The following is a 13,390-nucleotide window of genomic DNA, read 5'->3' as shown; positions in this document are numbered from 1 at the left end:
CCGGTCTCGCGCGGTGGCCGTCTGGGGCCGCTCCGGGGCTCGTATACGGGACTGCGCTGCATCCGATATGCGGCTCCGCCGCGTGGTCACCGCGCTGCGCGCGAGCTGCGACGTCTACGTCTCGGACACGACCCCTGCGCGTCCGCTGACCCGGTGAACGATCCCGCGCACCCGGCAGGAGCGCCGCACCGCCCGGCGGTGCGGACGGCCCGCACCCTCTGCAGGGCGTCCGCACGCTTGCAACCATGGGTAACGGTCAGCTGGCCCGGCCCCCACGGGCGGCGGGCACGCCTGCGGCCGGTGGGGTACGGCCGGCGACCTCGCGCACCGCCCCGCCGCAGCCCCCGCGCCCCTACTCCGGCGGCAGATAGATTGACACCGTGCTCTCCAGTCTCACGCGCCCCCGCGCCATCGCCCTCTGCGCCCTCCCCGTCGTCGCGCTCTTCGCCGTCGCCGGGCTCGCGCCGCTGCCGTATGCCGTGGCGGAGCCCGGGATGACCGCGAACGTGCTCGGCAAGGACCAGGGCAAGCCGATCATCACCGTCTCCGGTGCGCCCACACGTAAGACCGAAGGTGCGCTGCGGATGACGACGATCGTGGCGACCGGGCCGTCCGCCGAGGTCGGCCTCGGCGATGTCGTCGACGCATGGTTCAGCACGAACCGTGCGATCCTGCCGCACGACTCCGTCTATCCGTCCGGCAAGTCCGACGAGGAGATCGCCCGGCACAATGTCGAGGACATGGAGAAGTCGCAGGACGTCGCCACCCAGGCGGCGCTCTCCTATCTCCACAAGGACCCGTCCAAGGTGAAGGTCAAGCTCCATCTCGCCGATGTCGGCGGGCCCAGTGCCGGGCTGCTCTTCTCGCTCGGCATCGTCGACAAGCTCGCCGGCGACGGCGCGGGCGGCGATCTCACCGGTGGCCGCAATGTCGCCGGTACGGGCACGATCACCGCCGACGGCAAGGTCGGCGCGGTCGGCGGAGTGTCGCTGAAGACTCAGGCCGCCAAGCGCGACGGGGCGAGCGTCTTCCTCGTTCCCAAGGACGAGTGCACCGACGCGAAGGCCGAACTGCCCGGCGGGCTGCGGCTGATCCCCGTCACGACGCTGAAGGGCGCGGTGGACTCCCTTCGGGCGCTGGAGAAGGGCGGGAAGGTTCCGAGCTGCTGAGGTCCGCAGCCGAAGGAGTCCGCCCCGTGTGCGTCCCGGCCCGCCCGCCCGCGTCCATCCCCCGCCCGCCCGCGTCCATCTCCCGCCAGCTCGGGAACACCGCCGGAGCCAGCGTCGTCAGGAAGTACGCCCCGCCGAAGACGAGTAGCGCGGTCGCAAGTCCTGCCTGCTCGATGAGGTAGCCCGCCGCCAGACCGCCGAGCGGCGAGGTCAGCAGCACTCCCGCGGTGGTTGCGCCCGCGACCCGGCTGCGCAGTTCCTCGGGGACGCGCTCGTACATGATCGTGGTGAGGATCGGGTTGAGCATCCCGGCGCCCAGCCCGCCCACCGCCATTGTCACGGCGAGCGGCGCCGTGCCGTCCACCAGCGCCGCCACCACGAACCTCGGCAGCCCGCAGAGTATGAACGCGACGGTGAACAGCGCCCGCCGCGGGAAGCGGTGCCCGATCGCGCCGTAGAGCAGCGCGCCGAGCAGGGCGCAGCCGCCGAAGGCCGCGACCAGCAGGCCCAGGTCCCGGGCACCGCCGAGGTCTTCCTTGGCGTGCACCGGCAGCAGTACTGAACTCCAGCCCTGGTCAAGGCCGTTGGTGAGCATCACCATCACCATGACGCCCAGCAGCAGCCGGGTGCGCAGCAGGAAGGCGTACCCTTCGCGCAGCTCGCCCCGGTACGCGGCGAGCGAGACGGGTGCCGCCCCCCGCCGGGGCTCGGCCGCGCTCAGCCCCCGTACGCCCAGGAAGATCAGCAGCGCGGATCCGCAGAAGGTCGCGGCGTCCAGCAGCAGCACCGCCTCCGCGCCGGTCAGTGCGATGAGGAGGCCGGCCAGTGCCGCCCCGGCCATCCTGGCTCCGCGCGAGACCGCGTCGAAGAGGCTCGCGGCCCGGGCGAGGGGCGTGCACGCCGCCTTCGCGAGGTCGGGTATGAGGACATATCGTGCGGTTTCGCCGGGTGCGTGGAAGAGCCCGGTGACGGCCATCAGCGCGCAGAGCATCCAGAATTCGAGTACGCCCGCGTAGTGCAGCAGCGGGATCGCGGCGAGCGCGAGCGCGCAGAGGAGGTCCGAGGCGATGCTGACCCGGCGACGGCCGATCCGGTCGATGACCGGACCTCCGGTGATCGCCGAGACGATGACCGGCAGGGTCGCACAGAAGGCGACCAGGCCCGCCTTGCCGGGGCTGCCCGTGGTCTGCAGCGCGAACCACGGGACACCGATGAGAGTGAGTGAATTGCCGGTGATCGATACGGCGTTGGCCGCCAGCACGGTGGCGAGCGGCCCGCGTCCCCCCTTGGCCGTCATGCGATACGCGCGGCCGGCGCGGGTTGCTGCTGCACCAGTCGCAGCCCCAACTCGACGAGTGTCCAGCCCAGTTGCGTACGGAGGTCCTCGCGCGGCGGGTGATGCACGCGGGCCGTGTCCCGCAGCTCCGCGGCGCGCAGGTCGTGCAACCGCAGATGTATGTCGGAGTGCATGGCCGGTGGTTCCCCTCAGTCGGTGGAGCGCGGGAAGGCGTGCAGGTGCATACGGACCTGGGCGGTGTCCTTGTACTCGGCGGACTCTGTACTCGGCGCCAAGTCCTGGTAGCTCTCGATGAGCTCGTGGACCTTTTCGTTGAGCTCGTAGGCCTGTGCGGGCGTCAGTCGCAGGGTCCAGTCGCTCACGTCCGAGCTTCTGCGCCACTCGTCGGGCCACTCGCGTGCGGTGCCGAGCCAGGTGCCGACCTCCTGGGTGTGCGCGGTCGCGACCTCGTGCAGAAAGAGGTCGGCGGCGCCGCGCACGGCGGGGTCGGGGTCGCTGAACAGGGAGTCGTCGAAGCTTGTTCCGTCCACCGAGGCCTTCCACCAGCGCTCCCGGCCCTTGCCCCGTTCGGGGTCGTCCTCGACGAAGCCGTGCGCGGCGAGCTGGCGCAGGTGGTAGCTGGTGGCACCGCTGGACTCGCCCAGTTTGTCGGCCAGTTGGGAAGCGGTGGCGGGGCCGTCGTGCCGCAGCGCGGTCAGCAGGCGCATTCGCAGCGGGTGGGCGAGGCCGCGCAGGGAGCGCGGGTCGAGCGGGCGGTAGTTGCGCGGTACGGACTCGGGCATGTTGCAAAGGTAGCCTTGCAAAGAAGTGGTTGCAAGGGTTTCTTTGCAACTGGATCTCTGCAACCGGACCTTTGCATCCGGGGCCCGGCAACCTGGAGCCGGCGACCTTGAGGCCGGGCGGCTAGCCGTTCTTGATGAAGCCCTCCTGGATCAGCCAGTCCTTCGCCACCTTGTGCGGGTCCTCGCCCGCCACATCCACCTTCCCGTTGAGCTCCTGCGCGATCTGCGTGGTCAGCCTCGCGCTGAGGGGGTTGAGCAGACTCGCGATCACCGGCCACTTCTCGATCGTCTTGCTGTGGATCTCCGGCGCCGCGTTGTAGTTGGGGAAGAAGTGCTTGTCGTCCGCGAGGGTGTCCAGGTCCATCGCCTTGATCCGGCCGTCCGTGGTGTACGCCTCGCCGAGCAGGCACGAATTGGACTTCGACACCTGCGTGTAGATGATCCCGGCGTCCATCTTCATGATGTTCCCGGCCGGGATCTCCATCCCGTACGCCTTCTCCATGCCCGTCAGCCCGTCCTCGCGCGAAGCGAACTCGTTCTCCACGCAGACCGTCACCGCCGACGGGTCCTTCTTCGACAGCTCCGCCATGTCCGACATCGTCCTGAGGTGGTACTTCGCGTTGTTCTTCTTGCTGATCGCCAGTGTGTAGGTGTTGTTGAGCGTGGACTGCGGCAGCCAGGTGACGCCGTTCTTCAGATCCTCGTTGTGCACCGCCTGCCACTGCGCCTGCGGGCTGACGATCGGCTTCTGGTGCCCCAGATACGTGATCCAGGCGGTGCCTGTGTAGTCGTACATCGCGTCCGCGTCGCCGCCGACGATCGCCTCGCGCGCACTGATCGAGCCGGGCAGATTCGTACGGTCCAGAACCTCCGCGCCCGCCGCCTTGAAGATCAGGCCGATCATCTGGCCGAGGACGATGTTCTCGCTGAAGTTCTTGGAAGTGACGGTCAGCGAGGCGCCCTTGAGCGGTGCGCCTTTGCCGACCGAACCCGGTGCCACGTCGTCCACCAGCGGCGAACCGCTCTTGAGGCCGCAGCCGGTCAGACCCGTCAGGCCGGTCAGGGTCAGCGCCAGTGCCGCCGCCCCGCTCAGCGCCGCGCGTACGCAGCGCATCACGCCTCCAGCCCGTGCGGCGTGAGCAGCAGCTCGGCCAGCGAGGCCAGCCAGTCCACCAGCAGCGCAAGCGCCACGGTCAGCACCGAGCCGAGGATCAGCACCGGCATCCGCTGGGTCTGGATGCCCGAGGTGATCAGGTCGCCCAGGCCGCCGCCACCGCCGAAGGTGGCCAGCGTGGCCGTGCCGACATTGAGGACCAGGGCCGTACGTACGCCGGCGAGGATCAGCGGTACGGCGAGCGGCAGTTCGACCTTGCTCAGCGTGCCCATCGCCGACATGCCGATTCCGCGCGAGGCCTCCACCAGCTGCGGATCGATCGCGTTCAGACCCGCCACCGTGTTGGAGAGCACCGGCAGCACCGCGTAGATCACCATGCCGACGATCGCCGTCGACGGGCCGATGCCCAGCCAGATCACCAGCAGTGCCAGCAGGCCGATGGCCGGGGTCGCCTGTCCGATGTTGGCGATCGCGGTGACGAGCGGCGCGGCCCTGCTCAGGCCCCGCCGGGTCAGGGCGATGCCCAGTGGGATCGCGATGATCAGCACCCAGAAGGTGGAGATCGCGGTGAGCTGGATCTGCTGCCACACCCGCAGCTGCACATTGCCGCCCGACAGGGAGTTCTCGGCGATCACGTCGAGGGAGATGCTGGAGATCCACAGGAAGGTCACCAGCAGGACGACGACGACCACGGCAGGCAGCACCACCAGCTTCTGCCAGGTGATCCGCCGCTTCGGCGCCGGAGCCGGTGGCGGGGGCTCCTCCTCGTCCGGGAAGGCATGGCCCAGGACGTCGTGCTCGCCGGGCGGGCCGGCGGGAGCTGCACTCATCCGCCCGCACCGCCCTCCAGCTCCACCTCTGTCTGGTGGTGGCGCAGCTCCTCCAGATCGTGCTGGTGCTCGATGGCGATGAGCCGGTCGGCCTCGAGCATCTCGTGTACGGAGTTCATCAGCGTCTCCATGTCGACGACCCCGATGTACTCGCCGCGCCGCCCGGTCACCGCGACCCGCCCGCTGGAGTCCAGGAGCACCGCCTCCAGCGCGTCGTGCAGTGTCGCGTCCCGGGTCACCGTGTCGTGCACCAGCTGCCCCGCCCTGGCCAGCGACCCCTTGGCGCGCATCAGATCGCCGCGCCGCAGCCATTTGTACGGACGGTTCCGCCGGTCCAGCATCAGCACCTCGTTGTGCGGGCCCTTGCGCAGCTTGTTGAAGACAATCTGGAGCGGATCGTCCACGGTCACCGTCGGGAACTCCGCGATCTCGACATCTCGCACCCGGGTGAGATTGAGCCGCTTGAGTGCCGCACCCGCGCCGACGAAACCGGAGACGAAGTCGTCCGCCGGATTGGTGAGGATCGCCTCCGGAGTGTCGAACTGCGCGATGTGCGAACGCTCCCGCAGCACCGCGATCCGGTCCCCGAGCTTGATCGCCTCGTCGAAGTCGTGCGTGACGAAGACGATCGTCTTGTGCAACTCGTGCTGCAGCCTGATCAGTTCGTCCTGCAGATGATCGCGGGTGATCGGGTCTACGGCCCCGAACGGTTCGTCCATGAGCAGTACGGGAGGATCCGCGGCGAGCGCCCGCGCGACGCCCACCCGCTGCTGCTGGCCGCCCGACAGCTGCCGCGGATAGCGCCCGTGGAACTCCCGCGGATCCAGCCCCACCAGATCGAGCATCTCCTCGACCCGGTCCTTCACCTTCGACTTGGGCCGGCCGAGCATTTTCGGTACCAGGGCGATGTTCTCCGCGACCGTCATATGCGGGAAGAGCCCGGAGGACTGGATCGCGTATCCGATCTTCCGCCGCAGCTTCACCGGGTCCATGTCGGTGACGTCCTCGTCCCCGATCCTGATCCGCCCGGACGTCGGTTCGATCAGCCGGTTGATCATCTTCAGCGTGGTCGACTTACCGCAGCCGGACGGACCCACCAGGATCACCGTCTCACCCGCCTTGATCTCCATCGACACGTTGTCCACGGCCGGCTCGGGGCTCCCGGGATAGCGCTTGGTCAGGTTCTCCAGCTCGATGGAGGCCCCTGAATCTGCGGATTCAGGCACGGATCCCCCTCGAGATGGTGAGACGGCCGATGCCCACCAACGCGGTGTCGAAGAGCAGGGCGAGGATGACGATGCCGATCGTCCCCGCGAGCACCTGGTTGAGCGCGTTGGCGCTGCCCAGCGAGGCGATGCCGCGGAAGATCTCATTGCCGAGGCCGGGCCCGGAGGCGTACGCGGCAATCGCGGCGATGCCCATCAGCATCTGCGTGGAGACCCGGATGCCGGTCAGGATCGGCGGCCAGGCGAGCGCCAGCTCCACTCTGAGGAGCCGGGAGACCCGGGACATCCCGATCCCCTTGGCGGCGTCCACGAGCGAGGGGTCCACGCCGCGCAGCCCGACGACGGAGTTACGGACGATCGGCAGCAGCCCGTACAGCGTCAGGGTGATCACGGTCGGCGGCACCCCGAGGCCCACCATCGGGATCAGCAGACCGATCAGGGCGAGCGAGGGGATGGTGAGGATCATCGCTGTCGACGTCATGGCGAGGTTGCCGCCCCAGCCGCTGTGATAGGTGACGAGGCCGGTCAGCACACCGAGAAGCGTGGCGATCACCATGCACTGGAAGACGACGCTGGCGTGCTGGTAAGCGTCGGTGAGCAGCTGCTGGTGGCTGGTGACCAAGTAATCCCAGAAGCTCACACCGTCACCTCAGACGCTTTCGTCCTCCGCGGCCTGCTCCACCAGCGGAATGATCCGCAAGGGCACGGGATTCTCCATGACGATTGCTGTCGAGGCCCGCACGATGCCATCAAAACCGACAACACGGTCGATCACACGTTGGAGATCGGCGTTGGAGCGGGCGACGAGCCGGCAGAGCATGTCGCCGTGGCCGGTGGTGGTGTGCAGCTCGAGCACCTCGGGAACGCTCGCCAAATGGGCGCGTACATCGGCCCCTTGCCCTTGCTTGATCTCCAGCGTGGCGAAGGCGGTCACCGGGTAGCCGAGAGCCGCCGGATCGACGTTCGGGCCGAAACCGCGGATGACTCCATTGGACTGAAGGCGGTCCAGCCGCGCCTGCACGGTCCCACGGGCCACACCGAGACGGCGGGACGCTTCGAGCACGCCGATCCTCGGCTCACGCGCGAGCAGCACGATGAGCCGGCCGTCCAGATGATCGATCGCCATGGCGTCTCCCGAATGGTCATCATGTACAGATAGCCCCGTCATGGTCCCTGATTGCTGTGCACATTGCCCAGCGGAAACACAAACTATTGCGCACCTTGTGGATCGGGTGGAGCCTGCCCATATGACTGAGACCATCGATCACACCCCGACCACCGCGCGTGAGGCCGACCCCTTCCCGGTGAAGGGAATGGACGCGGTCGTCTTCGCCGTCGGCAATGCCAAGCAGGCCGCGCACTACTACTCCACGGCCTTCGGCATGAAGCTCGTCGCCTACTCCGGACCGGAGAACGGCAGCCGCGAGACCGCGAGTTACGTCCTCACCAACGGCGCCGCCCGCTTTGTGCTGACCTCCGTGATCAAGCCCGCCACCGACTGGGGCCGCTTCCTCGCCGACCATGTCGCCGAGCATGGCGACGGCGTCGTCGACCTGGCCATCGAGGTGCCGGACGCGCGGGCCGCGTACGCGTACGCCACCGAGCACGGCGCCCACGGCATCACCGAGCCGTACGAGATCAAGGACGAGCACGGCACGGTGGTGCTGGCCGCGATCGCCACGTACGGCAAGACCCGGCACACCCTCGTCGACCGCTCCGGCTACGACGGCCCGTACCTGCCCGGCTTCGTCGCCGCCGACTCGATCGTCGAGCCGCCGGCCAAGCGCACCTTCCAGGCCATCGACCACTGCGTCGGCAATGTCGAGCTCGGCAGGATGAACGAGTGGGTGGCCTTCTACAACAAGGTCATGGGCTTCACCAACATGAAGGAGTTCGTGGGCGACGACATCGCCACCGAGTACTCCGCGCTCATGTCGAAGGTCGTCGCCGACGGCACGCTGAAGGTGAAGTTCCCGATCAACGAGCCGGCGATCGCGAAGAAGAAGTCGCAGATCGACGAGTATCTGGAGTTCTACGGCGGGGCCGGCGTCCAGCACATCGCGCTCGCCACGAACGACATCGTCGCGACCGTACGTTCCATGCGGGCGGCGGGAGTCGCGTTCCTGGACACCCCCGACTCGTACTACGACACGCTCGGCGAGTGGGCGGGCGAGACCCGGGTGCCCGTCGAGACGCTGCGCGAGCTGAAGATCCTCGTCGACCGTGACGAGGACGGCTATCTGCTGCAGATCTTCACCAAGCCGGTCCAGGACCGGCCGACCGTCTTCTTCGAGATGATTGAGCGGCACGGCTCGATGGGCTTCGGCAAGGGCAACTTCAAGGCGCTCTTCGAGGCGATCGAGCGTGAGCAGGAGAAGCGCGGAAACCTGTAACCGGGGCTCCGCCCCGAACCCCGCGCCTCAAACGCCGGAGAGGCTGGATTTTCGCCTCTCCGGCGTTTGAGGACATGCGGCCGAAGGCCGACAGTCCGCCGCAGGCGCGCCACGATCCGCCGGGCACCCCTACGCTGGACGTATGGCCAGGATCAATGACGTCGGCGGGATGCAAGGCTTCGGGCCCATCGACACCACCGACGACGCCGAGCCCTTCCACGCCGACTGGGAAGCCAGGGTCTTCGCCCTGAACCGCGCCCTCATCGTCGGAAAGGTCTTCAACCTCGACGAGTTCCGCGACGCGATCGAGTCCATGCCGCCCGCCGAATACCTCGCGGCCTCGTACTACGAGCGCTGGTTCCACGGCATCGTCAGCCTCCTGGAGCGCAAGGGCGTCATCGCGGCGGGTGAGCTCGATGACTGACGCGACCACCGACCGCTTCCCGCCGGGCGCGCGGGTGCGGACCGTGCACCACGATCCGCCGCACCACACCCGGCTGCCCCGCTACGCCCGCGGCAAGCACGGCACGGTCGTCGAGCCCGAGGGCCGCGCGCCGCTCGCCGACGTGCGCTCCCAGGGGCGCGAGGACGCCCCCGTCCAGCAGATCTACGCCGTACGGTTCGCCGCCCGGGAGCTGTGGGGCGACGGCGACCACCACGTCGTACTGGACCTGTTCGAGAGCTACTTGGAGGACGAACAGCCGTGACCGGGACCCACTCCGACGCCCTGATCTCCCGCCGCGTACGCCGCCTCGAGACGCTCCTGGAGGAGCGCGGCCTCGTCGCGGGCGCCGCGCTCGACGAAGCCCTCGACGCCTTCCTGAGCGGCGCCTCCCCGGCCAACGGGGCGCGGGTGACGGCCCGGGCCTGGGTCGACGCGGACTTCCGCGCCCGGCTGCTCGCCGACGGGACCGCGGCCGTCGCCGAACTCGGCCTGTCCTCGGGAGGAGTCCAGCCACAGCGGCTGCACGTCGTAGAGAACACCGAGCGCACGCACAACGTCATCGTCTGCACGCTCTGCTCCTGCTACCCGATCCGGCTGCTGGGCCCGTCCCCGAGCTGGTACAAGAGCGAGGCCTACCGCTCCCGGGTGGTCCGCGAACCCCGCGCCGTACTGGAGGAGTTCGGCCTGCGTCTGCCGTCCGACACGGAGATCACCGTCTGGGACTCCACCGCGGAAACCCGCTACATGGTCCTGCCCCGCCGCCCGGCCGGCACGGAGTCCCTGACGGAACCGGAACTGGCGGCACTGGTGACCCGCAACGCCCTGATCGGCACGGCGGCGGTCTAGCACGGGGCGCACAGGCGACTGCCCCGGCCAGGCAGGTGCCGGACTCGTCCGCCGACGGAGGTGAGGGAACGGCCCGCCGCGGGCGACCCGCCCGCATTGCGCCCGCGCCCCCGACCCGTACCCCCCCAGCGCGCCCGCCGCGTCAGTCCCGCACCGGCTTTGACGCCCCCGGGCTCGCCGGCGGCACCGTCCCGGCCTCCGCCGACGGCTTGCGCGGAGCCGGATTCGCCGACGGCTGCAGCTTCGGCGGCGACTGCTCCGGCGGCGCCGACTGCTCCGGCGAAGGCTGCTCCGGCGGCGCCGACTGCTCCGGCGAAGGCTGCTGCCCCGGCGGTGACTGCTCCGGCGAAGGCTGCTTCGCCCCGCCCGCAGCTGCCGATTCGTCCACCCCTGTCACGTCATTCGGCCCGCCCGGCGGCGGCTCCCCGAGCGCGTTCAGTGCGTCCTGCGCCACCGGGCCAAGCAGCGGTGAGAAGTACGGGTTGATCCGCAGTGCCTCCCCCAGGTGCCGCCGGGCCGCGCCGGACTGCTCCAGCGCCCGCTCGATCTCCCCCCGGTGGTACGCGAACAGTGCGCTCCGCAGCCCCTGTCCGGTCGCCCTCCTGGCGTACGGCAACGCCTCCTTCGCCCTGCCTGCCCGGTACAGCGCCCACCCCAGCGCGTCCGCGACGTACACGCTCCGGTGCTGCCGGACCCACTCGCCCGACAGCCGCCGTACGGCCGACTCCGGGTCCCCGTGGTCCGCCTCGAAGCGGCCGAGCACCAGCTCCTCGTTCACCCCGTCCTTCTCCGCCTCCGCCGCGCGGGCACGCAGTCGCCCGTACTCCGTGCTGGCATCCCCGTCCAGCCCCAGCGACTCGTACAACTCGCCCGCCTCCAGCGCGTATTCGGGCAGTGGCGCCAGCCCGAGGGCCGCCTGGTAGTCGCGGAAGGCCTCCTCCGTACGCCCCAGCGCCGCCAGCGCCCGTGCCCGCCCCGCCAGCGACGGATGGTGATCGCTCACGAACCGCAGCGCAGCGTCGTACTGCTCCAGCGCCTCCTGCGGTTCGCCGCGTTCCCAGGCCAGTTCGCCGAGCCGCTGCAGTGCGGCCGCCTTCTCCGCGGGTGCGTCGGCGGACTTGGCCGCGCTGTACGCCACCGACGCCGCGTCCTCGCGCCAGCCCCGCTCCCGCATGACCTGCGAGGCGAGCTCCAGCGTCTGCCCGCCCGAGTACAGCTTCTGGAGCTTGTCCAACGCCTTGCCGGCGGCCTTGTAGTCGCCGAGGCCGTTGTAGGCGTCGATCAGCACCGGATACACCGTCCACCGCTCCGGCTTCTGCTTCCTCGCGCGCTCGCCCCAGGTACGCGCCGCGCCGAAGTCGCGCCGGGCGTTGGCCAGCGCCGCGAGACCCACCAGCGCGTCGACGTTCCCCTCGTGGTCCGGGAGCACCTCCAGCGAGCGCTGCAGCGCGCTCTCCGCCCGCGAGTAGTACGTCGGGTCCGCCAGCTGCGTGCCCCGCTCCACATACGCCGACCCCAGCATCGCCCACGACTCCCCATCAAGGGGGTGGGCCCCCAGCCATTTCTCGCGGTCGCGGATGAGCGCGGTCAGATCGGGGAGGGAGGCGGGAGCGCCCGCGCCCACCGCGGCCATCGCCCGCGCGGCCGGTCCCGGCGCCGGCGGCGGGCCGTCCTCCCCCCAGCCCGGCGCGAGCATGACCACCCCGATGACCAGCGTCGCGCCGACGAGCGTGCCGACCGCGGCGTTCTTCATGGTTTCGCTCTTCATGGCGCTCACTGTGCGTCAGTAAGCAGTCGATACGAAGAACACACTCGGTAGTGCGAAGCGGAATGCAGACGGGTTCACACCGATGGCCCCTGGTGCGAGGCTTGCAGCATGGACGATCTTCTCGACCGGCTGCGTGCCGGTCTGCCCGCCGAGGCCCTGATCATCGACCCGGACATCACGGCCTCGTACGCGAACGACATGGCGAGCTTCTGCGAGGCGGGCACCCCCGCCGTCGTCGTCCTGCCGCGCACCGTGGAGCAGGTCCAGCACGTGATGCGCACCGCGACCGCGCTGCGGGTCCCCGTCGTCCCGCAGGGCGCCCGTACCGGGCTGTCCGGCGCCGCCAATGCCTCGGACGGCTGCATCGTGCTGTCCCTGACCAAGATGGACCGGATCCTGGAGATCAGCCCGGTCGACCGGATCGCGGTCGTCGAGCCGGGCGTCGTCAACGCCGTCCTCTCCCGTGCCGTCAACGAACACGGGCTCTACTACCCGCCCGACCCCTCCAGCTGGGAGATGTGCACCATCGGCGGGAACATCGGCACCGCGTCCGGCGGCCTGTGCTGCGTCAAGTACGGAGTGACCGCGGAGTACGTGCTCGGCCTGGACGTCGTCCTCGCCGACGGACGCCTGCTCACCACCGGCCGCCGCACCGCGAAGGGCGTCGCAGGCTACGACCTCACCCGGCTCTTCGTCGGCTCCGAAGGCAGCCTCGGCATCGTTGTCAAAGCTGTGCTCGCACTCCGGCCGCAGCCGCCGGCGCAGCTGGTCCTGGCCGCCGAGTTCGATTCCGCGGCGGCCGCCTGCGAGGCCGTCTGCGCGATCATGGAGCGCGGCCACACGCCCTCGCTCCTCGAGCTCATGGACCGTACGACCGTCCGGGCCGTCAACGCCATGGCGAACATGGGTCTGCCGGACACCACCGAGGCACTGCTCCTCGCCGCCTTCGACACCCCGGACCCGGCAGCCGATCTGGCCGCCGTCGGCGAGCTGTGCAGCGCGGCGGGCGCCACCGAGGTCGTCCCCGCGGACACCGTCGCCGAGTCCGAACTGCTCCTCCAGGCAAGGAGGTTGTCACTCACCGCCCTGGAGACCGTCAAATCGGCCACGATGATCGACGACGTCTGTGTGCCGCGCTCGAAGCTCGGCTCGATGATCGAGGGTACGGCGGCCATCGCCGAGAAGTACGGCCTCACCATCGGCGTCTGCGCGCACGCGGGCGACGGCAACACCCACCCCGTCGTCTGCTTCGACCACGCCGACCCGGACGAGTCCCGGCGCGCCCGCGAGTCCTTCGACGAGATCATGGCCCTCGGTCTGGCGCTCGACGGCACGATCACCGGAGAGCACGGCGTCGGCGTACTGAAAAAGGAGTGGCTGGCGCGCGAACTGGGCCCGGTGGGCGTGGAGATGCAGCGCGGCATCAAGCAGACCTTCGACCCGCTCGGCCTGCTCAACCCCGGCAAGATCTTCTGAGGCCGATGCGGCACCGATGCGGCACCGCTGTGGCACCGATGTGA

The 13,390-nt window shown here is 69.7% G+C and carries 15 protein-coding genes; 6 read left to right on the top strand and 9 right to left on the bottom strand.

What is annotated here, in order from left to right; genetic code table 11:
• Nucleotides 1–380 precede the first annotated feature (380 nt).
• Entirely contained in the window at nucleotides 381–1,169 is a 789-nt protein-coding gene (locus tag AB0D12_RS25775; protein WP_362687297.1) for a S16 family serine protease, read from the top strand.
• On the opposite strand, the gene AB0D12_RS25770 is transcribed toward AB0D12_RS25775, so the two are convergent.
• The 8 genes from AB0D12_RS25770 to AB0D12_RS25735 all read right to left on the bottom strand — a co-directional run bounded on the left by AB0D12_RS25770 (nucleotide 1,099) and on the right by AB0D12_RS25735 (nucleotide 7,544).
• Nucleotides 1,099–2,466 carry an MFS transporter gene (locus tag AB0D12_RS25770; RefSeq protein WP_362687294.1) on the bottom strand — a complete coding sequence of 456 codons (1,368 nt, stop codon included), beginning with the start codon at nucleotides 2,464–2,466 and terminating at the stop codon, nucleotides 1,099–1,101. The genes AB0D12_RS25775 and AB0D12_RS25770 overlap by 71 nt on opposite strands.
• Nucleotides 2,463–2,639, bottom strand: coding sequence for a hypothetical protein (locus AB0D12_RS25765; protein WP_362687291.1), 177 nt, complete (start codon nucleotides 2,637–2,639; stop codon nucleotides 2,463–2,465). The genes AB0D12_RS25770 and AB0D12_RS25765 overlap by 4 nt, the downstream gene beginning before the upstream one ends.
• Nucleotides 2,640–2,654: 15 nt before the next feature.
• A complete protein-coding gene (locus AB0D12_RS25760; protein WP_362687288.1) occupies nucleotides 2,655–3,248 on the bottom strand; it encodes a helix-turn-helix domain-containing protein in 594 nt (197 codons plus the stop codon).
• A gap of 121 nt (nucleotides 3,249–3,369) precedes the next feature.
• A complete protein-coding gene (locus AB0D12_RS25755) occupies nucleotides 3,370–4,362 on the bottom strand; it encodes a glycine betaine ABC transporter substrate-binding protein (RefSeq protein ID WP_362687285.1) in 993 nt (330 codons plus the stop codon).
• Complete coding sequence (locus AB0D12_RS25750) at nucleotides 4,362–5,192, bottom strand: ABC transporter permease (RefSeq protein ID WP_362687282.1); 831 nt, start codon at nucleotides 5,190–5,192, stop codon at nucleotides 4,362–4,364. Before AB0D12_RS25750 ends, AB0D12_RS25755 begins: the two co-directional genes overlap by 1 nt.
• Nucleotides 5,189–6,418: a betaine/proline/choline family ABC transporter ATP-binding protein gene (locus AB0D12_RS25745; protein WP_362687279.1), complete on the bottom strand. Its 1,230-nt coding sequence runs from the start codon at nucleotides 6,416–6,418 to the stop codon at nucleotides 5,189–5,191. The genes AB0D12_RS25750 and AB0D12_RS25745 overlap by 4 nt, the downstream gene beginning before the upstream one ends.
• Nucleotides 6,411–7,058 (bottom strand): ABC transporter permease, encoded by a 648-nt coding sequence (locus tag AB0D12_RS25740; RefSeq protein ID WP_362687276.1) that lies wholly within the window; start codon nucleotides 7,056–7,058, stop codon nucleotides 6,411–6,413. Before AB0D12_RS25740 ends, AB0D12_RS25745 begins: the two co-directional genes overlap by 8 nt.
• A gap of 9 nt (nucleotides 7,059–7,067) precedes the next feature.
• The gene (locus AB0D12_RS25735) at nucleotides 7,068–7,544 is read right to left on the bottom strand and encodes an Lrp/AsnC family transcriptional regulator (protein WP_362687273.1); all 477 of its coding nucleotides are present in this window, start codon (nucleotides 7,542–7,544) and stop codon (nucleotides 7,068–7,070) included.
• A gap of 121 nt (nucleotides 7,545–7,665) precedes the next feature.
• On the opposite strand from AB0D12_RS25735, the gene hppD reads away from it, so the two are divergent.
• The 4 genes from hppD (at nucleotide 7,666) to nthA (ending at nucleotide 10,102) form a co-directional block, all read left to right on the top strand.
• Nucleotides 7,666–8,811, top strand: coding sequence for a 4-hydroxyphenylpyruvate dioxygenase (gene hppD / locus AB0D12_RS25730; RefSeq protein ID WP_362687270.1), 1,146 nt, complete (start codon nucleotides 7,666–7,668; stop codon nucleotides 8,809–8,811).
• A gap of 142 nt (nucleotides 8,812–8,953) precedes the next feature.
• Nucleotides 8,954–9,235, top strand: a complete 282-nt coding sequence (locus tag AB0D12_RS25725) for a hypothetical protein (RefSeq protein ID WP_362687267.1) — start codon at nucleotides 8,954–8,956, stop codon at nucleotides 9,233–9,235.
• Entirely contained in the window at nucleotides 9,228–9,518 is a 291-nt protein-coding gene (locus tag AB0D12_RS25720) for an SH3-like domain-containing protein (RefSeq protein WP_362687264.1), read from the top strand. The genes AB0D12_RS25725 and AB0D12_RS25720 overlap by 8 nt, the downstream gene beginning before the upstream one ends.
• A complete protein-coding gene (gene nthA, locus AB0D12_RS25715; RefSeq protein ID WP_362687261.1) occupies nucleotides 9,515–10,102 on the top strand; it encodes a nitrile hydratase subunit alpha in 588 nt (195 codons plus the stop codon). The genes AB0D12_RS25720 and nthA overlap by 4 nt, the downstream gene beginning before the upstream one ends.
• Nucleotides 10,103–10,244: 142 nt before the next feature.
• Here the strand turns inward: nthA and AB0D12_RS25710 are convergent, their stop codons facing one another.
• A complete protein-coding gene (locus AB0D12_RS25710; protein WP_362687258.1) occupies nucleotides 10,245–11,870 on the bottom strand; it encodes a tetratricopeptide repeat protein in 1,626 nt (541 codons plus the stop codon).
• Nucleotides 11,871–11,978: 108 nt separating this feature from the next.
• Between AB0D12_RS25710 and AB0D12_RS25705 the strand changes: the two genes are divergently transcribed.
• Nucleotides 11,979–13,346: an FAD-linked oxidase C-terminal domain-containing protein gene (locus AB0D12_RS25705; protein ID WP_362687255.1), complete on the top strand. Its 1,368-nt coding sequence runs from the start codon at nucleotides 11,979–11,981 to the stop codon at nucleotides 13,344–13,346.
• The last annotated feature ends 44 nt before the right edge of the window (nucleotides 13,347–13,390 follow it).

This window comes from Streptomyces sp. NPDC048479, from assembly GCF_040651435.1.
Lineage (GTDB): Bacteria > Actinomycetota > Actinomycetes > Streptomycetales > Streptomycetaceae > Streptomyces.
Note: the sequence above shows the minus strand (reverse complement) of the source record. Positions and strands in the feature narration are given on the sequence as shown.

Bases quoted from the DNA above. Each gene is read 5' to 3' on its own strand.
- AB0D12_RS25770 (WP_362687294.1), bottom strand. From the start codon at position 2,466: ATGACGGCCAAGGGGGGACGCGGGCCGCTCGCCACCGTGCTGGCGGCC.
- AB0D12_RS25765 (WP_362687291.1), bottom strand. From the start codon at position 2,639: ATGCACTCCGACATACATCTGCGGTTGCACGACCTGCGCGCCGCGGAG.
- AB0D12_RS25760 (WP_362687288.1), bottom strand. From the start codon at position 3,248: ATGCCCGAGTCCGTACCGCGCAACTACCGCCCGCTCGACCCGCGCTCC.
- AB0D12_RS25755 (WP_362687285.1), bottom strand. From the start codon at position 4,362: ATGCGCTGCGTACGCGCGGCGCTGAGCGGGGCGGCGGCACTGGCGCTG.
- AB0D12_RS25750 (WP_362687282.1), bottom strand. From the start codon at position 5,192: ATGAGTGCAGCTCCCGCCGGCCCGCCCGGCGAGCACGACGTCCTGGGC.
- AB0D12_RS25735 (WP_362687273.1), bottom strand. From the start codon at position 7,544: ATGGCGATCGATCATCTGGACGGCCGGCTCATCGTGCTGCTCGCGCGT.
- hppD (WP_362687270.1), top strand. From the start codon at position 7,666: ATGACTGAGACCATCGATCACACCCCGACCACCGCGCGTGAGGCCGAC.
- AB0D12_RS25725 (WP_362687267.1), top strand. From the start codon at position 8,954: ATGGCCAGGATCAATGACGTCGGCGGGATGCAAGGCTTCGGGCCCATC.
- AB0D12_RS25720 (WP_362687264.1), top strand. From the start codon at position 9,228: ATGACTGACGCGACCACCGACCGCTTCCCGCCGGGCGCGCGGGTGCGG.
- AB0D12_RS25710 (WP_362687258.1), bottom strand. From the start codon at position 11,870: ATGAAGAGCGAAACCATGAAGAACGCCGCGGTCGGCACGCTCGTCGGC.
- AB0D12_RS25705 (WP_362687255.1), top strand. From the start codon at position 11,979: ATGGACGATCTTCTCGACCGGCTGCGTGCCGGTCTGCCCGCCGAGGCC.